Origin of the sequence: Streptomyces sp. SA15 (assembly GCF_002291145.1) — a bacterium.
Classification (GTDB): domain Bacteria; phylum Actinomycetota; class Actinomycetes; order Streptomycetales; family Streptomycetaceae; genus Streptomyces.
Genome location: NZ_NTGE01000193.1, coordinates 1 through 21,119, shown reverse-complemented (window position 1 = coordinate 21,119; position 21,119 = coordinate 1). Strand labels below are relative to the sequence as shown.

Below are 21,119 nucleotides of genomic sequence, written 5' to 3'. Positions count from 1 at the left end.
GCCGGTCCTCCCTTGGGAACAGGGGCTGAACCGGCCCGGTGCGTTGTCGGTGCCTGGTGATAGAAAGGGCCGCCTGAGAACTTCATGAGTACGACTCTGGGTCCATCACGTACCTCAGGGCGTGGCTAAAAATCAGTGATTTGAACGGGGGAGCCGCTGATGACTCAGCCGCCCAATCAGCCGCCGCAAGGTGGCTTCGGAGCGCCGCAGGATCAGCCACCACAGCAGCAGGGAGGCTTCGGCGCACCGCCGCCGCCCCAGGGCCCGCCCCGGACGCCACCACCTCCGCAGACCCCGCAGCCTGGTTACGGCTATCCCGAGCAGCCACCGCAGCCACCGCAGCCACCACAACAGCCGCAGCCACCACAGCAGCCCTCCGGCCCGTACGCCCAGCCCGGCCCCTACGCCCAGCCCGGCCCGTACGCCCAACCGGGCCCCTATGGCACGCCCGGCACGCCCGGCCCGTACGGCCAGTCGCAGCAGCCGGGGCCGTACGGAGGACAGCCCGGCTACGGCTACCCGCAGCAGCCCCAGTTCCCCGGCCCGCCCGGCACCCCGCCGCCCGCCGCCGGCTCGCGCAACCCCTTCAAGGGCAAGCCCGCCCTGGTCATCGGCGCCGCCGTGGCCGCGCTGCTCGTCATCGGCGGAACCGTCTTCGCGGTCACGAGCGGCGGTGACGACGGCAAGGGCAAGAAGAAGCCGGTCGCCGGACCGACCGACGACCCCAAGGCCACCGGCTCCGAGGCCCCGGTCAACCCCGGCGACGGCAGCGGCGACGGCGGCTCGGGCCCGGAGGACCTCAACGAGGGCCGCCAGGCCGGCGAGGCCAAGGTGCTCTGGTACAAGGACGCACCCGACGCCCCTGGTGACGGCGCCGACGCCCCGGGCATGTGGATCACCGACAAGACCGCGGTGAAGGCGGCGTACAAGCAGCTCTTCGCCTACAACGTCGGCGACGGCAACCCCACATGGGACCCGATCACCTTCCCGCAGAAGATCTGCGCGGTCACCCCGCAGAAGACGGCCGACGACAAGATCGTCGTGGCGTACATGAGCGGCAGCACCGACCGCGCCGACTGCAACCAGCTCCAGGAGATCGACCTCAACACCGGCGAGAAGGGCTGGACCGGCGAGGTCGCGGACGGCGCCCTGTTCGACAGCACGAGCCAGATCGGGCTGTCCGTCACCGGCAACACGCTGATGGTGGGCCGCTCGCAGTCCGGCACGGCGTACGACGTGCGCACCGGCAAGAAGCTGTTCGACAAGAAGCGGTACGGCGAGTCCTGCTTCCCGAGCGCCTTCGCGGGCGGCGCCCGGCTGGTCGTCGTCTCGTCCTGCGGCGCCGGCGGGACGAACGAGCACGACGAGATGCAGGAGCTGGACCCCGCGACCGGCAAGGTCAAGTGGACCCAGAGGTTCGACAAGGGCTGGAGGGCCACGCGGACCTACTCCGTCGACCCGCTGGTCGTCTACCTCACCAACGACGACAAGAACGCCTGGAACATCTCCACGTTCACCGCCACCGGCAAGTTCCGCTCGCAGGTCGCCTTCGACGAGGACTTCGCCCCCGAGTGCGGCTGGGCCGTCCTCTCGCGTGACCTCCAGGGCTGCGAGGGCGTGGCCGCCGACGCGGGCACCCTCTACCTGCCCACCGAGGCGACGACCGGGGCGAACGAGATCGTCGCGATCAACCTCGCCGACGGCAAGGAGAAGTGGCGGGTGAAGTCCCCGGCGGACGAGTCGATGCTGCCGATGAAGATCGACGGCGGCAAGCTGGTCGCGTATGTGCAGCCGTCGTACGACTCGGGCGGCCGGGTCGTGTCGATCCCGACGACCGGCGGCAGCCACGCGCCGACGAAGCTGTTGCAGATGCCGCAGGGCACCGCGGAGATCGAGAGCGGCTTCTTCTCGAAGGCCATCGACTGGGCCGACGGGCGCTTCTACCTCTCGACGGCCCGGCTGACCGGCAAGGACGACGCGAAGGAGAAGTTGATGCTCGCCTACGGCAAGTGACCCTTCTCTTCCTGTCCCGTCCTGTCCTTCGCCTGCTCCGTCGTCCCCGCCTGCGAGGTACTCAAGCCATGACCCAGCCACCGCCTCCGCCGCCCAATCAGCCACCCAACCAGCCGCCGCAGCCCAACCAGCCTTCGCAGCAGGGCGGCTTCGGAGCGCCCCAGACCCCGCAGACGCCGCCGCCCCCACCGGGGCAGCAGCCGCAGCCGGGTTACGGCTATCCCCAGCAGCCCCAGCCGCCGCAGACCCCTCCCGGTTACGGCTATCCACAGGCGACCCCCCAGCAGCCGCAGCCGCAGCCGCCCGCCGGCTATGGCTATCCCGGTCAGGCGCCCAACCCGACCCCGCCCCCGAACCCGTACGGGCAGCAGCCCAACCCCTATGGCCACCAGCCCAACCCCTATGGCCAGCAGCCCGCTTACGGCTTCCCGCAGCCGACCATGCCCCTGCAGCCGCAGGCCGGGCAGCCCGGACAACCGGCCAGCGGCGGGCGGAAGTTCAACGCGCAGCTGACCATCATCATCGCGGCCGTCGTGGCGATCGCGCTGATCATCGGCGGCGGTGTCCTGTACGCCTCCTCCTCCGGTGACGACGGCAAGAAGGACGACACCGCGAGCTCCAGCGGCGGCACCGGCGGCACGGACGACGGCAAGAACGGCGACGGCGGCACCGGTGGCACCTCGGGCACCTCCACCAAGCCGGTGGAGAAGGTGCCCGCCAACCCCGCCTCCAAGGTCCTCTTCCAGGTCCCGGCGCCCGCGGTCAAGGACGACAGCACCATCTCCACGGCCGGCTCCTGGCTCACCGACAAGGTGTACGCCAAGAGCGGCATCGCCGAGATCGTCGGCTACGACCCGGACAAGGGCACCGAGCTGTGGACGATCAAGCTCCCCGGCCCGGTGTGCCAGGGCAGCAACCACACCACCGCCGACAACGAGACGGCGATCATCTACGAGCCCGAGATGCCGACCAAGGCCGAGCGCTCGCACGGCTGCAGCCAGGTCGCGGCGATCGATCTGGACGCGGGCAAGAAGCTGTGGACCAAGACCGCCAAGTCCGGTGACCAGGCGATCAGCTTCAGCAACATCACCGTCAGCGCGAGCACGGTCGCCGTGGGCAGCACCAACGGCGGAGCCGCCTTCGACATCGCCTCCGGAAAGCAGCTGTGGGCCCCGAAGCCGTCCGACACCTGCTACGACTCCGGTTACGGCGGCGGCCCCAAGCTGGTCGCGGTGCGCAAGTGCGGTTCGTACGACCAGCGCGAGCTGCACATCCAGACCATCGACCCGAAGTCCGGGAAGGTGATCACCGAGTACAAGATGGCGACCGGCATCGAGTACGCCAGCGTCGTGTCCACCGACCCGCTGGTCGTGGCCGCCGACGTCGGCGAGGCCGCGCAGGACGGCAGCGGCATCTCGGACTTCTTCTCCATCGACAACAAGACCGGCAAGCTGCGCACCCGGATCGCGGCGCCCAGCGGCCAGTACGGCGCCAGCTGCGACGGCATCTCCAAGGTCGAGGAGTGCTTCGCGGTGGTGGTCGGCAACGACCGGCTCTACCTGGCGACCGAGGAGGACGACGTCAGCTCCGACGAACTGAGCCAGACCAACGAGATCGTCGCGATCGACCTGGCCACCGGAAAGACGACCGGCCAGCGCGCCGACGCGGGCGCCGACTACACGATCACCCCGCTGCGCATGGACGGCACCAACCTGATCGCCTACAAGCGTCCGCCGTACGACAAGGGCGGTCAGATCGTCAGCATCGACGGCGGTTCGTTCAAGGAGACGAAGCTGCTGGAGAACCCGGCCACGGAGTCGGTGCGGGACGCGGAGACCAGCATGAGCCCGGAGTACTCGGAGATGCTCTACTCGCAGGGGCACCTGTTCATGTCCGAGGTCTTCGCCAGCGAGTCGACGAGCTCGAACGACGAGGAGTACCTGGTGATCGGATTCGGCACGAGTTGACCGGTTGACCGACACCACCGGCCCGGTGACACGGCCTCGTCCCTGGTCAGGGGCGAGGCCGTACACGTACCGCTCATCACCCTCGAATCAGCGGAAAGCCAGAAATTCCGTCGATCCGGGGCACTTCTCACGAGTAGGGGAAGCGCAATGTCGAACAAGCGTGTAGCTTCCGGGGGCATGAAGGGCGGGGGGAGCCGGGAGGGGGCTTCCGTCCGTGCGGACGTGCGGACCGGTGGGGATCCATAGTGGGGGCAGCCATAGGGGCTTCCGCGGAGATCCATTGGGGGGACTGGGGGGTTTGCTCGATGGGAGTGCGGCTCATGGTGGTCGACGACCACCGATTGCTCGCCGAGGCGTTGGCCTCGGCACTGAAGCTGCGGGGGCACCGGGTGCTCGCCGCGGCGGCGCCCGCCGCGGGCGCGGCGGAACTGGTGATCAGCCGGGCACCGGAGGTGTGCCTGTTGGGGACGGCGACACCGGCGGAGCCGGGCATGTTCGACCCGGTGGTCCGGATCAAGCGGGAGCGGCCGCAGGTCGCGGTCCTGGTGCTGGGCCCGGTACCGAGCCCACGCGGCATCGCGGCGGCCTTCGCTGCGGGCGCGTCCGGCTACGTACGGCATGACGAGCGCATCGAGGGGGTCGAGCGGGCGATCATGAAGGCGAGGGCGGGGGAGGCGGCGGTCGCTCCACAGCTCCTCCAAGGAGCCTTCAGCGAACTCCTCAACCCGGCGGCCCAGCCGGATGACGAGGGCCAGCGCCTGCTCCAGATGCTCACACCGAGGGAGATCGAGGTCCTGGTCAGGGTCGCCGACGGCGAGGACACCCGGCTGATCGCGGCAGGCATGGGCATCGCACCGTCGACGGCCCGGACCCATGTCCAACGGGTACTGATGAAACTGGGCGTGGGCTCGAGGCTGGAGGCGGCGGCGTTGGCGGCGCGGACGGGGTTGTTGGATCGGGCGGGGCCTCTCCCGCACGAACCGCACCAATCGGATTCCTGACCCGCCCCTACGGGGGTGTACACGTGTGCCGGGTCTCGTTCCAGGATGTCCTGGCGCTTCATCCGCGCTTCCACCATCCGCTCGATGTCCTCGTTCGAGCTGCGCACTTCACGCGCCTGATGGATGGCGCCGGCGTACTCCCTCGTCTGGAGCAGGCCGGGAATGGCGGTGTTCGCGAAGACGTGTTCGTACGCCGCGGCCTGCTCGAAGGAGACGAGCGGATCCAGCCACTCAGGCACCGCGCTGTTGCCGACCCACCAGCCGTCGACGGCTCCGCCAGCCCCCTCGTCCGCCCCTACCTCACGGCTCACGAGCGCGCGGAGAAGGCCCGGCTCCAGCGGCTGCGGCGCGACGCCCTGTGGCTCGCCACGTACGGCGTCGATCTCGACACCCGCGACATCCACGCCTGTCTGGGGGAGGCGTCATGAGGGAGGAAGCGAACCGTGTACGGCTCCTGCCCTGGACCGGCGCATACGGGCAGCCCTGCTTCCTCCTCACGGATGGCGACGGCTTCGCCTCCCGGTTTGCCGACCGGGTCGAGGACGTACAACTCGGGCTCGCGGACAGACTGCTTGGCCGGACGCGGGATGTGCTCGCGGAGGGAGCGACGAAGGTCGGTGAACTCGGCGCGCCGGCAGATCAGTTGGCGGACGCTCTTTCCCGCGCGCTGCGTGTGGCCAGGTCGCGAGGCGCACGACTTGGGGGTCGGCCGACGGCTCTGCCGGGCGGGGCCGCGGCGGAGTCGTCGACCATGGGGAGCGTCCATGGCGTACTGGCGTACCGCCCAGCCGGGCTCCGGGGACAGAACGGCAACGGCCTGACCGTCTGGGCCGAGGTCGTCGCCGACGCCTCCAGGGGTGCCTCCCGATGACCCCGCCGTGAACCGCCGTACAGCCATCAAGTGAGGCGAGGGCGGCACCCCGTACCGCCGGGCTTCGCCGCCCACACCCGGACTGCCGGAGTCCGGGCGCCCGCACGAGCCCACCACCCCGGGACACGACGCGATCTGCGCGGGGGCCCGGACGCTCACCCAGTGATTGGCAGATCTGTTCCACCGGCACGGCCACCTCACCTGGTGTTTTCCTTCGCGGAGGTGGAACAGATCTGCCAATTCCCCGTTGATCCTTCGCCGTGTTGTGCCAGGGCTGCGGACAGTAGTGCTTGTGCTGACTCGCGCATGAGGGTTGCGGCCTCCGTCCGTGACACGGCGGCTATGTCGACCATCCAGACCCAAGCCTCGATTCCGCAGCCGGCGCGAATGGCGACAGCGAGTCGTCTGCGGTCGATGTGTGGGTGCGACTCGGCCAGCGGCGCCAGGGCGTCCTCGATCCATGCGATGGCCCTGCCTTGTCGCAGTACTGGGCGGGCGTCGCGCGGCGTCTGTGGTTCCTGGTCCAGGGACAGCCGCAGCGCGGCTCGCAGTTGGGGCTCCCACCTGCGCAGGATCCCCGTCTGCTCGGCGATGACCAGGTCGAGGCGGGCGTGGACGTCATCGGGTGCGTCCTGGTCGAGGAGGCTGGGCCGGTCGATGGTCGGTATAGCTGCCAGGAGCAGGTGTCTCTGGTTCGGGAAGTAACGGTAGGCCGTGGTACGGGAGATGCCGGCGGCGTCAGCCGACTGTTCCACGGTCGGTGTGTGTCCGCTCTCCAGCAGGGACCGGGCGGCCGCGAGGAGGGCGTCCCGAGTGCGCTGCTTCTGCTGGATCCGTCCCGTCGATTCATATGGTACTGCCATGCCGTCATGGTACGTTAGTCCCATGAATGACCCTGTGGTCACCGACCCGCAGCTGTACCGGGTCCTGTGGGAGAACGAACGTGTGCGGGTGCTGGAGTACCGCGATGCGCCGGGCGATGGGACGCATCTGCATGCCCATCCGGACAGCGTCATGGTGACCCTGTCCTCGTTCCAGCGGGTGATCTCGGCCGGAGGTCGAGACGTCCCGGTCGACATGGAGGCGGGCCAAGTCCGCTGGCTGGACGCGCAGGAGCACCAGGGCCGCAATGTAGGCCAGACGGCTACCTATTCCGTGTTCATCGAGCTCAAGGAACCCCGGCCCGGCGCCCCGCGTACGGATGCCGCGTTGGGGCCGTCCGCCTCCTGAACACGCCTCGTCGCCCCTCATGCCGGGCGGGTCCCTCGGCCCACTTCCCGGCCGAGGTCGATCACGCGTTGCCGGTGTGTGCGGGCCGCATCAAGCCGGTGTGTGCGGGCCACATCAAGCGAGGCGAGGGCGGCATGCCGATGGGCTGCGCCGCCCTCGCCAACCCTCACTCCCCGGATTCGTCTCCCGCCACAACATCCGGCGGCGGCGGAGCCACCGGCCGCAGCTTCAGCCACACCAGGAAGAACACGCCGAGGGCCAGCATTCCCAACCCGGTCCACAGGTTGATGTTGACGCCCTCGGCCTTGTCGATGTCCGCGTCCGACGCCGTGAAGCCCGCGATCGTGACGATGACGCCGTACACGACGAACAGGCCGCCGATGATGCGCCGGATGTCGAAGAGGCGGGCGGCGGTCGCGGACTTGGTCTGCAGGTCGGAGACCTCTCGCAGGACGTCCTTCTCGGAGTATCCGGAGGGCCCGGAAGATTCGGACATGGTGTCTCCAATCCTCCCGCGTCAGAACGAGAACGGGATGTAGCAGGCGGCCGCCAGGATCACCGCGCCCCAGCCCAGCAGGGCCGGCTTGCGGTACCAGGCCTCGTCGCCGGGTGCGGGGGGCTCCTCCATGCCGGGGGACGTGGTGCCGTAGACCAGGCCCTGGAGTTCCTCGGTCGGCTTGGGGGCCGTGAAGAGGGTTACGGCGATCATGACCACCGCGCCCGCCACGAAGCCCGCGATCGCGGAGACGAAGTTGGCGCCCTGGTCGGAGGGGATGTCGATGATGCCCTGTTTGTAGATCCAGAAGTAGTTCAGCATGGCGGCTGTCGTGCCGGCGATCAGGCCCCAGAAGCCCGACTTCATCGACGCCCGCTTCCAGAACATGCCGATGATGAAGACCACGAACATCGGGACGTTGAAGAAGGAGAACAGCGTCTGGAGGTAGCTCATGATGTTCGAGAAGGACGACGCCAGGAACGCCGTGCCGATCGACGCCATGACGCCGATCGCTGTGATCAGGCGGCCGAAGCGTACGTAGTAGTCGTCCTCGCGGTCCTTTACTACGTACTTCGCCCAGATGTCCGTCGTGAACACCGTGTTGAAGGACGAGATGTTGGCCGCCATGCCCGCCATGAAGGCCGCCAGGAGGCCGGTGACCGCGATGCCGAGGACGCCGTTCGGGAGCAGGGCCTCCATCAGGTACGGGATCGCGTCGTTGTACTGGAGGTCCGAGCCGGACGTGCCGATCTTCGGGACGAGAACGGCGGCCACCAGGCCCGGGATCATCACCAGGAAGACGATGAAGATCTTCGGGAAGGCGGCGATCAGAGGGGTGCGCTGGGCTGCCGAGAGGTTCTTCGCCGACAGGGCTCGCTGGACCTCTGCGAAGTTCGTCGTCCAGTAGCCGAACGACAACACGAAGCCGAGGCCGAGGACGATCGTCAGCCAGTTGGCGCCCAGCGGGTTGTCGCTGCCGATACCCGTGCCGCCCCATGAGGTCATGAAGTCGGCGCCGTGTGTCTTGCTGAGGGAGTCGGACAGGCCGTCCCAGCCGCCGACCTTCTTCAGGCCGAGGACGGTGATCGGGATGAGGGCCGCCAGGATCACGAAGAACTGCAGGACCTCGTTGTAGATCGCGGAGGACAGGCCGCCGAGCGTGATGTAGGCGAGGACGAAGAAGCCGGCGACCACGATGGCCACCCATTCCGGCCAGCCCAGCAGCGCCTCGACCACGATCGCCAGGGCGTAGAGGTTGACGCCCGCGATGAGGATGGCGGCGAAGGCGAACAGGATCGAGCTGAGCAGGTGTGCCGCCTTGTCGAAGCGCAGGAGCAGGAACTCCGGGACCGAGCGGACCTTGCTGCCGTAGTAGAACGGCATCATGACCAGGCCCAGGAAGACCATCGCCGGGATGGCGCCGATCCAGTACCAGTGGGTGGTGTAGACGCCGTACTGCGCGCTGTTGGCGGCCATGCCGAGGATCTCGGTGGCGCCCAGGTTGGCGGCGATGAACGCGAGGCCGGTGACCCAGGCCGGAAGGGAGCGGCCGGAGAGGAAGAAGTCGAGGCTGGTCTTCACCGATCTGCGGGCGGCGAAGCCGATGCCCAGGACGACGACGAAGTAGATGCCGAGGATCGTGTAGTCGAGCCAGTTCGTGGGGAGTCGCAGCTCGGCTGCCAGATGTGTGGGGGTTTGCATAAGAACTCGCTTCGTTGCGCGAACTGATCCGTGGCGGAACCTACGCCTCAGCGTTCAGTTATTGAACACCTCCGGTGAAGCTCTTTGTTGGATTGTGATGTCGACAGTTGAGGTGCCTTGTGTTCTAATGTGTTTGGTTCTGTTTGATGATTGAGTGGCTCGAATAGGAGTCCGCAGTGAAGAAGACCTCGACCCGGCTGGCCGACGGTCGCGAGCTCATCTACTACGACCTGCGGGACGACACCGTGCGGGACGCGGTCGACCGCCGCCCGCTGGAGCGGACCGTCACCACGTCCGAGGTCCGCCGCGATCCCCTGCTCGGCGACTGTGTCGCCATCGCCTCGCACCGGCAGGGTCGCACCTACCATCCGCCGGCCGACGAGTGCCCCCTGTGCCCGTCCCAGGGCGACCGCCTGAGCGAGATCCCGGACTCGTCGTACGACGTCGTGGTCTTCGAGAACCGTTTCCCCTCCCTCGCCGGCGACTCCGGCCGCTGCGAGGTCGTCTGCTTCACCTCCGACCACAACGCGTCCTTCGGCGAGCTGACGGAGGAGCAGGCAGGGCTGGTCCTGGAGGCGTGGACCGACCGGACGTCGGAGTTGTCGCATCTCCCCTCCGTGGAGCAGGTGTTCTGCTTCGAGAACCGCGGCGCCGAGATCGGTGTGACGCTCGGCCACCCGCACGGGCAGATCTACGCCTACCCGTTCACCACGCCGCGCACCGCGCTGATGCTGCGTTCTGTCGCAACTCATAAGGAGGCGACCGGAGGTGAGAATCTCTTCGACGCCGTCCTGGAGCGGGAACTCGCCGACGAGCGGGTCGTCCTGGAGGGCGAACACTGGCTCGCCTTCGTGCCGTACGCCGCGCACTGGCCGTACGAGGTCCACCTGTACCCGAAGCGTCGAGTGCCCGATCTGCTCGGACTCGACGAGGACGCGCGCACAGAGTTCCCCAAGGTGTATCTGGAACTCTTGAGGCGCTTCGACCGGATCTTCGGCGGGGGGGATGGAGGCGAAAACCCCGTGGACGAGCCTCCGACGCCTTACATCGCCGCCTGGCACCAGGCGCCGTTCGGCACGCTGGAGGAGTTCGACGGCGTCAGCCGTGACGACTTCGCGCTGCACCTCGAGCTTTTCACCATCCGCCGCACCTCCGGCAAGCTGAAGTACCTCGCGGGCTCCGAATCCGGTATGAACGTGTTCATCAACGACGTGCCGCCGGAGCGCGCGGCCGAGCGACTGCGAGAGGTAGCGAGTTCATGAGCGGTAAGTACCTGGTCACCGGTGGCGCGGGCTATGTCGGCAGCGTGGTCGCCCAGCATCTGCTGGAGGCGGGCCACGAGGTCGTCGTACTCGACAACCTGACGACCGGCTTCCGCGAGGGCGTCCCGGCCGGCGCCACCTTCGTCGAGGGTGACATCCGGGACGCCGCCAAGTGGCTGGACCCCTCCTTCGACGCCGTCCTGCACTTCGCCGCCTTCTCCCAGGTCGGCGAGTCGGTCGTCAAGCCCGAGAAGTACTGGGACAACAACGTCGGCGGCACGATGGCGCTGCTCGCCGCCATGCGCGAGGCGGGCGTGCGCAAGCTGGTCTTCTCGTCCACGGCGGCGACGTACGGCGAGCCGGATCAGGTGCCGATCGTCGAGACCGCGCCGACGAAGCCCACCAACCCGTACGGCGCGTCGAAGCTGGCCGTCGACCACATGATCACCGGGGAGGCGGCGGCCCACGGGCTCGGTGCCGTGTCCCTCCGCTACTTCAACGTGGCGGGCGCGTACGGCGCCCACGGCGAGCGGCACGACCCCGAGTCGCACCTCATTCCGCTGGTGTTGCAGGTCGCGCAGGGCAAGCGGGACGCCATCTCCGTCTTCGGCGACGACTACCCGACGCCGGACGGCACCTGCGTCCGCGACTACATCCACGTCGCCGACCTGGCCGACGCCCACCTCCTGGCACTCGAGGCCGCCCAGCCGGGCGAGCACCTGATCTGCAACCTCGGCAATGGCAACGGCTTCTCCGTCCGCGAGGTCATCGAGACGGTCCGGCAGGTCACCGGCCACCCGATCCCCGAGGTCGTGGCCCCCCGCCGGGGCGGCGACCCGGCGGTCCTGGTGGCGTCCGCCGACACCGCCCGGGAGAAGCTGGGCTGGAACCCGTCCCGCGCGGATCTCGCGGGGATCGTCGCGGACGCGTGGGACTTCGCGCAGCGGCGCGGCAAGTAGCGCGCACGAGCGCAGCAGGCAGAACGTACGAAAGGTCAGGGGTCAGGGCATGAGCGAGGCTGTGGCAGGGGCTGTCGCCGAGCGGTTCAAGGAGCTGTACGGGGCCGATCCGGAAGGCGTGTGGGCGGCGCCCGGCCGGGTCAACCTGATCGGCGAACACACCGACTACAACGACGGCTTCGTCATGCCGTTCGCGCTGCCGCACATCACGGTCGCGGCGGTGTCCCGGCGCGAGGACGGCGTCCTGCGCCTGCACTCGGCGGACATCGAGGCCGGTGTCGTTCAGCTGCGGCTGGACGACCTGGCCCCCGAGTCCGACCACGACTGGACGGCGTACCCGGCGGGCGTGGTGTGGGCCCTGCGCGAGGCGGGCCACCAGGTCACCGGCGCGGACGTCCACCTCACCTCGACGGTGCCGGCGGGCGCGGGCCTGTCGTCGTCGGCGGCGCTGGAAGTCGTCGTGGCCCTCGCCCTCAACGACCTCTTCGCACTCGGCCTGAAGGGCTGGCAGCTGGCCCGCCTGTGCCAGCGCGCCGAGAACGTCTACGTCGGCGCCCCCACCGGCATCATGGACCAGACGGCGTCCGCGTGTTGCGAGGCGGGCCACGCCCTGTTCCTCGACACCCGCGACCTGTCCCAGAAGCAGATCCCCTTCGACCTCGCCGCGGAGGGCATGCGCCTGTTGGTCGTCGACACCCGGGTCAAGCACGCCCACAGCAACGGCGAGTACGGCAAGCGCCGCGCCGGCTGCGAGAAGGGCGCGGCCCTGCTCGGCGTCGACGCGCTGCGGGACGTGCCGTACGACGGACTGGACGCGGCGCTGGAGCGCCTCGGCGACGAGGAGGAGGTCCGCCGCCTGGTCCGCCACATCGTCACGGAGAACCACCGGGTGGAGCAGGTCGTCTCGCTGCTGGAGTCCGGCGAGACACGCGCGATCGGCCCGGTCCTGATCGAGGGCCACGCCTCCCTGCGGGACGACTTCCGCATCTCCTGCCCCGAACTGGACCTGGTCGTGGACACCGCGCTGGCGTCCGGCGCCCTCGGTGCCCGCATGACCGGTGGCGGCTTCGGCGGCTCGGCGATCGTCCTGGCGGAGGCCGCCGACGTCGACACGATCACCAAAGCCGTCCAGGAGGCGTTCGCCGCGGCGGACTTCACCGCACCTCGCGTGTTCGAGGTGGTGCCTTCGGCGGGGGCGCGGCGGCTCAGCTGAGCCGCTTCGTCAGCGTGTACTCCGTGATCCCCGGCGGATAGTCGGGGATCACGCACACCACCTCGTAGCCCCGCCTCTGATAGAACGCCGGCGCCTGGAAGTCCCAGGTCTCCAGGCGTACGGCCGTACAGCCCCGTTCGCTGCGGGCCGCCCGTTCCGCCCGGGCGAGCAGGTGGGAGCCGAGGCCCGATCCGCGGTGGCGTTCGTCGACCCACAGGTACGTCACATGCAGCCAGGTCGCCCAGGTGTGGCCGACCAGGCCGCCGGCCAGGGCGTCGGAGGAGTCCAAGGCCCACACGTGCAGGGGAAGTTGTCGTTCGCCGGGCGTTCCGCGCAGCGCGCGCAGGATCGGTGAGGCCGCCGTGTTGGTCTCCCGCAGCCGCACACGCAGCAAATCCTGCCGGGCCTTGTCGACTTCTGTCACCAGACGAAACATGCGGCTCACCATAAACGTGCCGGACAGCCAGTTCTGCAAATTGCCTTCCGCTCCCGGCCCCCACCCGTACTCTGATGAACAGCACCGGTGGGGGCCGGTGCTGATCAGGGGGCGAGACAGTCGGGTACGACGCCCGAAGTGGGGGTAGCAGTCCTTGCACGGCGGCGGCCGTGCGTGCAGCCATCGCGCTTCGGGCGCCGTACCCGCGCCGATGTCGTCTCCCGGTGTCGTCCTTCGACGATGGGGTATCCCCTGCTCTTCAGAGAGCTTGGGGAAGGGGGTTTCGTGGTTCGCATCCGAGTCCTGGTCGTCGACGACCATCGCATCTTCGCCGAGTCGCTCGCGGCCGCGCTGGCAGCGGAGCCGGACGTCGACGTGTCCGCCGCCGGCAGCGGTCCCGCGGCGCTGCGCAGTCTGGAGCGGGCGGCCGCCGAGGGTCGCCGCTTCGATGTGCTGCTCGTCGACGCCGACCTGGGCGGCAACGTCCCGGGAGTACGGCCCGCCGTGCCCGTTCAGGAGGGCAACGAGGACGGGCTGGTCGACGGGATTTCGCTGGTCGCCGGGGTGCGTTCCGCGCAGCCGGCCGTACGGATCGTCGTGCTCGCCGAGAAGGACGATCCCCGGCGGGCCGCGCTCGCCCTGCAGGCCGGCGCGTCCGGGTGGGTCGCCAAGGACTGCTCGCTGTCCCGGCTGCTCACCGTCATCCGGGGGGTGCTGCGCGACGAGACCCATCTGCCGCCCGCCCTGCTCACCGGCGTCCTGCGCGAGCTGACCGCCGCCCGCAAACACCGCACCGAGAGCGAGCGGCTCGTCGAGTCGCTCACCCCCCGGGAGCGGGAGGTCCTGCGGTGCATGGTGGCAGGGCTGGGGCGCAAGGCCGTGGCCGAGCGCCTGTTCCTCTCACCGCACACCGTCCGCACCCACATGCAGAACGTCCTCGGCAAGCTGGGCGTCCACAGCACCCTGGCCGCCGTCGCGCTCGCACGCCGGGCCGGCGTCGGCCCCGTCGACCTGGGGCCGGCCGGGCGAATCGGGGTGGAGGAAAGCAGTAGCGCCTGATCAGTTGCGCTGAGCCTGCGCCCGGCAGGCCTAGGGCCTGTCCGGCGGATCAGGTCGCAGGAAATCGGCGGCACCTCATCTACGCAGGTGAGCGGGGTCTGGTGCGTCGAGCTGCAAGGCGGAGGAGGGAGTCGACGCGATGGGGGTCCCCCCGCGCGAGGTTGTTCGAGCGTGGGGGAGTCGGCGACCGACGACAACGCCGCAGATCGGCGTGCCAGGCCCCGCGTCTGCGACATAATCCGCCGGACAGGCCCTAGCCGGGAATGTTGTCGAACGGGGCGGTCAACTGGCGGAGCAGTCCCGCCAGTTCGCTCCGCTGCGCGCGGGAGAGCTCCGCGAGGATCGCGCGCTCCTGGTCCAGCAGTCCGGCCAGGGCCTGGTCCGCGCGATCCCGGCCCTCATCCGTGAGCCGGACCAGCACGCCACGCCGGTCGCTCGGGTCGGGCAGCCGCTCCACCAGGCCCTTCTTGGCCAGCCGGTCGATGCGGTTCGTCATCGTGCCCGAGGTGACCAGGGTCTGGGTGAGCAGTTGGCCCGGCGAGAGCTGATACGGCGTGCCCGCGCGCCTGAGCGCCGTCAGCACGTCGAACTCCCAGGGCTCCAGGCTGTGCTCGGCGAAGGCCAGCCGGCGTGCCCGGTCCAGATGCCGGGCCAGTCTGCTCACCCGGCTGAGCACCTCGAGCGGTTCCACGTCGAGGTCCGGGCGCTCCCGGCGCCACGCTGCGACCAGCCGATCGACCTCGTCCTCCATGACGATCAGTGTAGTGGTTGTGTCGACGTGAAGTCTCTTGACATCGAGACTCTTGACGTCGAGCTGAGTGCGGGTGAGGCTGGGACCGTCGAGAACAGTCACGACGAGGAGGCCCGATGCCCGCCCCCACCTGGGACCCCGCCCAGTACCTGCGCCACGCCGACCACCGCGCCCGCCCCTTCACCGACCTCCTCGCCCGCGTCCCCGGCCCGCCAACCGACTCCCCCCGCATCGCCGACCTCGGCTGCGGCCCCGGCAACGTCACCACCCTCCTCGCCGAACGCTGGCCCACCGCCCGCATCACCGGCTACGACAACTCGCCCGAGATGCTCACCCGGGCCGAAGCCCACGCCGGGCCCACCCCGGGCGGCGGCCGCCTCGACTTCGCCCACGCGGACGTACGGACCTGGGCGCCCGAGGAGCCGTACGACCTGATCGTCAGCAACGCCACCCTCCAGTGGATCCCCCGGCACGCCGAGCGGTTCGCGGAGTGGACGGCGGGCCTGAAGCCCGGTGGCACCTTCGCCTTCCAGGTGCCGGGGAACTTCGGCGCCCCCAGCCACCAGCTCATGCGCGACCTCGCCCACTCCGCCCGCTTCAAGGACCGCCTCGCCGACACCCTGCGCCACGACGACGCCGTCCTCGCCCCCGAGACCTACCTGGAGAAGCTGGCCGACCTCGGCTGCACGGCGGACGTGTGGGAGACGACGTACATCCATCTGCTGCACGGCGAGGACCCGGTGCTCGACTGGGTCGAGGGAACCGGCCTGCGCCCCGTCCTCACCGCCCTCGCCGACGCCCCAGAGGCCCGGCACGACTTCCTCACCGCCTACCGGACCGCCCTCCGCCAGGCCTATCCGACCGGCCCGCACGGCACGCCCTTCCCCTTCCGCCGCATCTTCGCCGTCGCCCACAGGAGTCGCTGACCGGTGTTTGAACCGCACCGCAAGGGTCACTCGCTGTAGTGACACCGTGGTCAAGGCTCGCTGGGAGTGATGGACGGTGGCACGAGAGCAGAAGGCCAAGGCGAAGAAGGAACAGCTCAAGGGCAAGGCCAAGGAGGCCATGGGCCGCATCGTCGGCAACGAGAGGATGACGGCGGAAGGCCGGGCCGAGAAGTCGAAGGGGCACGCCCGCCAGGCGAAGGAGAAGGGGAAGGACACGTTCAAAGGCTGACGTCAGACGACGAAAGGGCTGACGCCGGCAGGGGCACCGGAAGAGCGGCTTGGTCAGCTCTTCCGGTGCCCTATCAGTCGCGGCTTCGGCTCCAGCCCGTCCAGCCCGTGCCACGCCAGATTCACCAGATGGGCGGCCACCTCCGCCTTCTTCGGACGGCGTACGTCCAGCCACCACTGCCCCGTCAGGGCGACCATGCCGACCAGCGCCTGCGCGTACAGCGGCGCCAGCTTCGGATCGAAGCCGCGGCTCTTGAACTCGCGGCCCAGGATGTCCTCCACCTGCGTGGCGATGTCCGAGATGAGAGACGCGAAAGAACCCGTCGACTGCGGGATGGGGGAGTCACGGACCAGGATGCGGAAGCCGTCCGTGTACTCCTCGATGTAGTCCAGGAGCGCGAACGCCGCCTGCTCGCACAGCTCACGCGGATGGCCGGCCGTCAGCGAACTCGTCACCATGTCCAGCAAGCGCCGCATCTCCCGGTCCACCACGACCGCGTACAGACCCTCCTTGCCGCCGAAGTGCTCGTACACCACCGGCTTGGACACCCCGGCCTTCGCCGCGATCTCCTCCACCGACGTGCCCTCGAAACCTTTCGCCGCGAACAGGGTGCGACCGATCTCCAGCAGCTGCTGACGGCGCTCGGCACCGGTCATCCGGGTGCGACGCGCACGCCGCGGCTTCTCATTGCTCGGGGTGCTGCTGGAGTCGGTCGCCACGGCGTCAATCATGCCGCCTCGGCGGCCTCCTTCTTGCGCCGAGAGCCGTCCGAACCCGCGTTCCGACGGGAATCGATACGCGAGCGTGACGGCCAGCGCACGTCGTACGCCCAGCCGAGCAACTCGAACCAGCGGATGATCCGCGCCGAGGAGTCCAGCTGGCCCCGCTCCACACCGTGCCGCGCCGACGTCGGGTCCGCATGGTGCAGGTTGTGCCAGGACTCGCCACAGGACAGGACCGCCAGCCACCACACGTTGCCCGAACGGTCACGCGACTTGAAGGGCCGCTTGCCGACCGCGTGACAGATCGAGTTGATCGACCACGTCACATGGTGCAGCAGAGCCACCCGGACCAGCGAGCCCCAGAAGAACGCCGTGAACGCGCCCCAGAAGGACATCGTCACCAGACCGCCGATCACAGCGGGCAGGGCCAGAGAGAGGATCGTCCAGAAAATGAACTGACGAGAGATCGTGCGGATCGCCCGGTCCTTGATCAGATCCGGGGCGTACTTGTCCTGCGGCGTCTGCTCCTCGTCGAACATCCAGCCGATGTGCGCCCACCACAGGCCCTTCATCAGCGCCGGAACCGTCTCGCCGAAACGCCAGGGAGAGTGCGGGTCACCCTCCGCGTCCGAGAATTTGTGGTGCTTGCGGTGGTCGGCGACCCAGCGCACCAGAGGGCCCTCGACCGCCATGGAGCCGGCGATCGCCAGCGCGATCCGCAGGGGCCGCTTCGCCTTGAAGGAACCGTGAGTGAAGTAGCGGTGGAATCCGATCGTGATGCCATGGCAGCCCAGGTAGTAGAAGAAGACCAGCAGGCCGAGATCCAGCCAGCTCACACCCCAGCCCCACGCCAGCGGCACCGCCGCCAGGAGCGCGAGGAACGGGACGATGATGAAGAGCAGCAGCGCGATCTGCTCGATCGAACGCTTCTTCTCACCGCCCAGCGTGGCGGAGGGAGTGGGGGTGTCGGTCGCCTTCGGGGAGTCTTCGATCACATCAGAGCTCGTGGTCATGCGCGTCCCCTGTGGGGTTCGAGGGTTTCGAGAGTTGAGACAAACGCCGGGGGCGCGGAACCGAGCGGGAGCCGAGCGGGACTTCCCTACGGTTCCGTAACCTACGGCATCGTAAGTATGGCAGTGCGCCGCCGGGCGGCAAGAGCCCGTGAGCCTGCGCGTCCGCACGGACACCTATCCTGGAGACGGTCGGACAGCGCGGTCCGCTCTGATTTCTTCCCGGATGTCCGGCCCGTATGCGGTGACAGCCGCCCGACCGCCCTCCGGGTTCCCTCCCAGACGAGCTTCAACACTGCAAGGAGCCGCACCTGTGAGCAGTGCCGACGACCTGACCACGCCCACCACGACGACCAGCAGTGCGCTGCGCGCCGACATCAGGCGACTGGGTGACCTCCTCGGCGAGACCCTCGTCCGACAGGAGGGTCCCGAGCTGCTCGAGCTCGTCGAAAAGGTCCGCCGCCTCACCCGCGAGGACGGCGAGGCCGCCGCCCAGCTGCTGCGCGGCACCGAACTGCAGACCGCCGCCAAGCTGGTCCGCGCCTTCTCCACCTACTTCCACCTGGCCAACGTCACCGAACAGGTCCACCGCGGCCGCGAACTGCGCGCCAAGCGCGCCGCCGAGGGCGGCCTCCTCGCCCGCACGGCCGACCGGCTCAAGGACGCCGACCCCGAGCACCTGCGCCAGACGGTCGCCCACCTCAATGTCCGCCCGGTGTTCACCGCCCACCCCACCGAGGCCGCACGCCGGTCGGTCCTCAACAAGCTCCGGCGCATCGCCGCGCTCCTGGAACTCCCCGTCACCGAGGCCGACCGCCGCCGCTACGACACCCGCCTCGCCGAGAACATCGACCTCGTCTGGCAGACCGACGAACTGCGCGTCGTACGCCCCGAGCCCGCCGACGAGGCCCGCAACGCCATCTACTACCTGGACGAACTGCACGCCGGCGCGGTAGGAGATGTGCTGGAGGACCTCACCGCCGAACTGGAACGCGTGGGCGTCAAGCTGCCCGACCACACCCGCCCCCTCACCTTCGGCACCTGGATCGGCGGCGACCGCGACGGCAACCCCAACGTCACCCCCCAGGTCACCTGGGACGTCCTCATCCTCCAGCACGAGCACGGCATCAACGACGCCCTGGAGATGATCGACGAACTCCGCGGCTTCCTGTCGAACTCCATCCGCTACACAGGGGCCACCGACGAACTGCTCGAGTCACTGCAGGCCGACCTCGAGCGGCTGCCCGAGATCAGCCCCCGCTACAAGCGCCTGAACGCCGAAGAGCCCTACCGCCTCAAGGCCACCTGCATCCGGCAGAAGCTCGAGAACACCAAGCAGCGCCTCGCCAAGGGCACCCCCCACGAGGAAGGCCGCGACTACCTCGGCACCTCCGAGCTGCTCGCCGACCTCACCCTCATCCAGACCTCCCTGCGCGAACACCGCGGCGGCCTCTTCGCCGACGGCCGCATGGACCGCACCATCCGCACCCTCGCCGCCTTCGGCCTCCAGCTCGCCACCATGGACGTACGCGAACACGCGGACGCCCACCACCACGCCCTCGGCCAGCTCTTCGACCGCCTCGGCGAGGAGTCCTGGCGATACGCCGACATGCCCCGCGAATACCGGACCAAGCTGCTCGCCAAGGAACTGCGCTCCAGAAGGCCCCTCGCCCCCACCCCGGCCCCCGTCGACGCGGCCGGCGAGAAGACCTTCGGCGTCTTCCAGACCGTCAAGCGAGCCCTGGAAGTCTTCGGACCCGAGGTCATCGAGTCGTACATCATCTCGATGTGCCAGGGCGCGGACGACGTGTTCGCCGCCGCCGTCCTCGCCCGCGAGGCCGGCCTCATCGACCTCCACGCCGGCTGGGCCAAGATCGGCATCGTCCCGCTCCTGGAAACCACCGACGAGCTCAAGGCCGCCGACACCATCCTGGAGGACATGCTCTCCGACCCGTCCTACCGGCGCCTCGTCGCCCTCAGGGGCGACGTCCAGGAGGTCATGCTCGGCTACTCCGACTCCTCCAAGTTCGGCGGCATCACCACCAGCCAGTGGGAGATCCACCGCGCCCAGCGCCGCCTGCGTGACGTCGCCCACCGGTACGGCGTCCGCCTCCGGCTCTTCCACGGCCGCGGCGGCACCGTCGGCCGCGGCGGCGGCCCCTCCCACGACGCCATCCTCGCCCAGCCCTGGGGCACCCTCGAAGGCGAGATCAAGGTCACCGAACAGGGCGAGGTCATCTCCGACAAGTACCTCGTACCGTCCCTCGCCCGGGAGAACCTCGAGCTGACGGTCGCCGCCACCCTCCAGGCCTCCGCCCTGCACACCGCCCCCCGCCAGTCCGTCGAGGCACTGGCCCGCTGGGACGCGGCGATGGACGTCGTCAGCGACGCCGCACACTCCGCCTACCGCAGCCTGGTCGAAGACCCCGACCTGCCCTCGTACTTCTTCGCCTCCACCCCGGTGGACCAGCTCGCCGACCTCCACCTGGGATCCCGGCCGTCGCGCCGCCCCGACTCGGGAGCCGGTCTGGACGGCCTGCGAGCCATCCCCTGGGTCTTCGGCTGGACCCAGTCACGGCAGATCGTCCCCGGCTGGTTCGGCGTCGGCTCCGGACTGAAGGCGCTGCGCGAGGCCGGCCTCGACACCGTCCTCGACGAGATGCACGAGCAGTGGCACTTCTTCCGCAACTTCATCTCCAACGTCGAGATGACCCTCGCCAAGACGGACCTGCGGATCGCCGCCCACTACGTCGACACCCTCGTCCCCGACGACCTCAAGCACGTCTTCGACACCATCAAGGCCGAACACGAACTCACCGTGCGCGAGGTACTCCGCGTCACCGGCGAACAGGAACTCCTGGACGCCGCACCCGTCCTCAAGCAGACCTTCACCATCCGCGACGCCTACCTGGACCCGATCTCCTACCTCCAGGTCACCCTGCTCAAGCGCCAGCGCGACGCGGCAGCGGCCGGCGAACAGCCCGATCCGCTGCTGTCCCGGGCCCTGCTCCTCACCGTCAACGGCGTGGCGGCAGGCCTGCGCAACACCGGCTGACCCCGCACATGAGGGTGCCCCCCATGCTCGTACGAAGCATGGGGGGCACTGTCATGCCGTGGATCAGGCCGTGGATCAGGCCGTGGATCAGGACTTGGATCAGACCTTGGATCAGGCCTTACGACGACGGACCACCAGGTAACCGCCCGCGGCCAGCAGCCCCGCCGCAGCCGCCGCCAGCAGACCGACCGGAGCAC

General features: G+C 69.2%; 21 protein-coding genes and 1 pseudogene. 13 read left to right on the top strand and 9 right to left on the bottom strand.

The genetic code is table 11. The features are described 5' to 3' along the window. Positions 1 to 159 precede the first annotated feature (159 nt). The 3 genes from CLM62_RS41080 to CLM62_RS41070 all read left to right on the top strand — a co-directional run bounded on the left by CLM62_RS41080 (position 160) and on the right by CLM62_RS41070 (position 4,981). Complete coding sequence (locus CLM62_RS41080; RefSeq protein WP_095754976.1) at positions 160 to 2,013, top strand: PQQ-binding-like beta-propeller repeat protein; 1,854 nt, start codon at positions 160 to 162, stop codon at positions 2,011 to 2,013. Between the two features lie 68 nt (positions 2,014 to 2,081). Continuing rightward, positions 2,082 to 3,980: a PQQ-binding-like beta-propeller repeat protein gene (locus CLM62_RS41075; RefSeq protein ID WP_095754975.1), complete on the top strand. Its 1,899-nt coding sequence runs from the start codon at positions 2,082 to 2,084 to the stop codon at positions 3,978 to 3,980. Between the two features lie 305 nt (positions 3,981 to 4,285). Next, positions 4,286 to 4,981 carry a LuxR C-terminal-related transcriptional regulator gene (locus tag CLM62_RS41070; RefSeq protein ID WP_095754974.1) on the top strand — a complete coding sequence of 232 codons (696 nt, stop codon included), beginning with the start codon at positions 4,286 to 4,288 and terminating at the stop codon, positions 4,979 to 4,981. Between the two features lie 77 nt (positions 4,982 to 5,058). Here the strand turns inward: CLM62_RS41070 and CLM62_RS52415 are convergent. After that, positions 5,059 to 5,220: pseudogene (locus CLM62_RS52415) on the bottom strand (Scr1 family TA system antitoxin-like transcriptional regulator); the annotation flags it as partial. Here CLM62_RS52415 and CLM62_RS41060 point away from each other — a divergent pair. Further along, on the top strand, positions 5,164 to 5,409 hold the full coding sequence (locus CLM62_RS41060) for a hypothetical protein (protein WP_257004387.1): 246 nt from the start codon (positions 5,164 to 5,166) through the stop codon (positions 5,407 to 5,409). The pseudogene CLM62_RS52415 and the gene CLM62_RS41060 sit on opposite strands and share 57 nt — an antisense overlap. Continuing rightward, on the top strand, positions 5,406 to 5,852 hold the full coding sequence (locus tag CLM62_RS50490) for a hypothetical protein (protein ID WP_179382447.1): 447 nt from the start codon (positions 5,406 to 5,408) through the stop codon (positions 5,850 to 5,852). The genes CLM62_RS41060 and CLM62_RS50490 overlap by 4 nt, the downstream gene beginning before the upstream one ends. A 197-nt stretch (positions 5,853 to 6,049) precedes the next feature. On the opposite strand, the gene CLM62_RS41050 is transcribed toward CLM62_RS50490, so the two are convergent. Beyond that, the gene (locus CLM62_RS41050) at positions 6,050 to 6,715 is read right to left on the bottom strand and encodes a TetR family transcriptional regulator (protein WP_107483862.1); all 666 of its coding nucleotides are present in this window, start codon (positions 6,713 to 6,715) and stop codon (positions 6,050 to 6,052) included. Positions 6,716 to 6,737: 22 nt separating this feature from the next. Here CLM62_RS41050 and CLM62_RS41045 point away from each other — a divergent pair, with 22 nt between their 5' ends. Further along, complete coding sequence (locus CLM62_RS41045; protein WP_095754973.1) at positions 6,738 to 7,082, top strand: cytoplasmic protein; 345 nt, start codon at positions 6,738 to 6,740, stop codon at positions 7,080 to 7,082. 166 nt (positions 7,083 to 7,248) lie between these two features. On the opposite strand, the gene CLM62_RS41040 is transcribed toward CLM62_RS41045, so the two are convergent. Both CLM62_RS41040 and CLM62_RS41035 read right to left on the bottom strand, forming a co-directional pair. Next, the gene (locus CLM62_RS41040) at positions 7,249 to 7,578 is read right to left on the bottom strand and encodes a hypothetical protein (RefSeq protein ID WP_095754972.1); all 330 of its coding nucleotides are present in this window, start codon (positions 7,576 to 7,578) and stop codon (positions 7,249 to 7,251) included. Positions 7,579 to 7,599: 21 nt separating this feature from the next. Continuing rightward, a complete protein-coding gene (locus tag CLM62_RS41035) occupies positions 7,600 to 9,279 on the bottom strand; it encodes a sodium:solute symporter family protein (protein ID WP_095754971.1) in 1,680 nt (559 codons plus the stop codon). A gap of 176 nt (positions 9,280 to 9,455) precedes the next feature. On the opposite strand from CLM62_RS41035, the gene galT reads away from it, so the two are divergent. Genes galT through galK form a run of 3 tightly spaced genes read left to right on the top strand, consistent with a single transcriptional unit; the run spans position 9,456 to position 12,713 of the window. Continuing rightward, on the top strand, positions 9,456 to 10,541 hold the full coding sequence (galT, locus tag CLM62_RS41030) for a galactose-1-phosphate uridylyltransferase (RefSeq protein ID WP_095754970.1): 1,086 nt from the start codon (positions 9,456 to 9,458) through the stop codon (positions 10,539 to 10,541). Beyond that, positions 10,538 to 11,500 carry a UDP-glucose 4-epimerase GalE gene (gene galE, locus CLM62_RS41025; RefSeq protein WP_095754969.1) on the top strand — a complete coding sequence of 321 codons (963 nt, stop codon included), beginning with the start codon at positions 10,538 to 10,540 and terminating at the stop codon, positions 11,498 to 11,500. Before galT ends, galE begins: the two co-directional genes overlap by 4 nt. A gap of 49 nt (positions 11,501 to 11,549) precedes the next feature. Further along, positions 11,550 to 12,713, top strand: coding sequence for a galactokinase (gene galK, locus CLM62_RS41020; protein WP_095754968.1), 1,164 nt, complete (start codon positions 11,550 to 11,552; stop codon positions 12,711 to 12,713). Here the strand turns inward: galK and CLM62_RS41015 are convergent. Beyond that, a complete protein-coding gene (locus tag CLM62_RS41015; protein ID WP_095754967.1) occupies positions 12,706 to 13,161 on the bottom strand; it encodes an N-acetyltransferase in 456 nt (151 codons plus the stop codon). The genes galK and CLM62_RS41015 overlap by 8 nt on opposite strands. A gap of 273 nt (positions 13,162 to 13,434) precedes the next feature. Between CLM62_RS41015 and CLM62_RS41010 the strand changes: the two genes are divergently transcribed. Next, positions 13,435 to 14,208, top strand: coding sequence for a response regulator transcription factor (locus CLM62_RS41010; protein ID WP_179382446.1), 774 nt, complete (start codon positions 13,435 to 13,437; stop codon positions 14,206 to 14,208). A 253-nt stretch (positions 14,209 to 14,461) separates the two neighbouring features. Here the strand turns inward: CLM62_RS41010 and tamR are convergent, their stop codons facing one another. Further along, on the bottom strand, positions 14,462 to 14,959 hold the full coding sequence (tamR, locus tag CLM62_RS41005) for a MarR family transcriptional regulator TamR (protein WP_095754981.1): 498 nt from the start codon (positions 14,957 to 14,959) through the stop codon (positions 14,462 to 14,464). Positions 14,960 to 15,075: 116 nt separating this feature from the next. Between tamR and CLM62_RS41000 the strand changes: the two genes are divergently transcribed. Together CLM62_RS41000 and CLM62_RS40995 are read left to right on the top strand one after the other, a co-directional pair. Continuing rightward, on the top strand, positions 15,076 to 15,885 hold the full coding sequence (locus CLM62_RS41000; protein ID WP_095754965.1) for a trans-aconitate 2-methyltransferase: 810 nt from the start codon (positions 15,076 to 15,078) through the stop codon (positions 15,883 to 15,885). A 76-nt stretch (positions 15,886 to 15,961) separates the two neighbouring features. Further along, complete coding sequence (locus tag CLM62_RS40995; RefSeq protein WP_095754964.1) at positions 15,962 to 16,135, top strand: CsbD family protein; 174 nt, start codon at positions 15,962 to 15,964, stop codon at positions 16,133 to 16,135. 53 nt (positions 16,136 to 16,188) lie between these two features. On the opposite strand, the gene CLM62_RS40990 is transcribed toward CLM62_RS40995, so the two are convergent. Together CLM62_RS40990 and CLM62_RS40985 are read right to left on the bottom strand one after the other, a co-directional pair. Further along, positions 16,189 to 16,866, bottom strand: coding sequence for a TetR/AcrR family transcriptional regulator (locus CLM62_RS40990; protein WP_095754963.1), 678 nt, complete (start codon positions 16,864 to 16,866; stop codon positions 16,189 to 16,191). Continuing rightward, entirely contained in the window at positions 16,863 to 17,870 is a 1,008-nt protein-coding gene (locus CLM62_RS40985; protein ID WP_095754962.1) for a fatty acid desaturase, read from the bottom strand. Before CLM62_RS40985 ends, CLM62_RS40990 begins: the two co-directional genes overlap by 4 nt. A 310-nt stretch (positions 17,871 to 18,180) precedes the next feature. Between CLM62_RS40985 and ppc the strand changes: the two genes are divergently transcribed. After that, positions 18,181 to 20,922, top strand: a complete 2,742-nt coding sequence (gene ppc, locus CLM62_RS40980; RefSeq protein WP_095754961.1) for a phosphoenolpyruvate carboxylase — start codon at positions 18,181 to 18,183, stop codon at positions 20,920 to 20,922. Between the two features lie 111 nt (positions 20,923 to 21,033). Here the strand turns inward: ppc and CLM62_RS53325 are convergent, their stop codons facing one another. Further along, the gene (locus CLM62_RS53325; protein WP_373559238.1) at positions 21,034 to 21,102 is read right to left on the bottom strand and encodes an LPXTG cell wall anchor domain-containing protein; all 69 of its coding nucleotides are present in this window, start codon (positions 21,100 to 21,102) and stop codon (positions 21,034 to 21,036) included. Positions 21,103 to 21,119 lie beyond the last annotated feature (17 nt).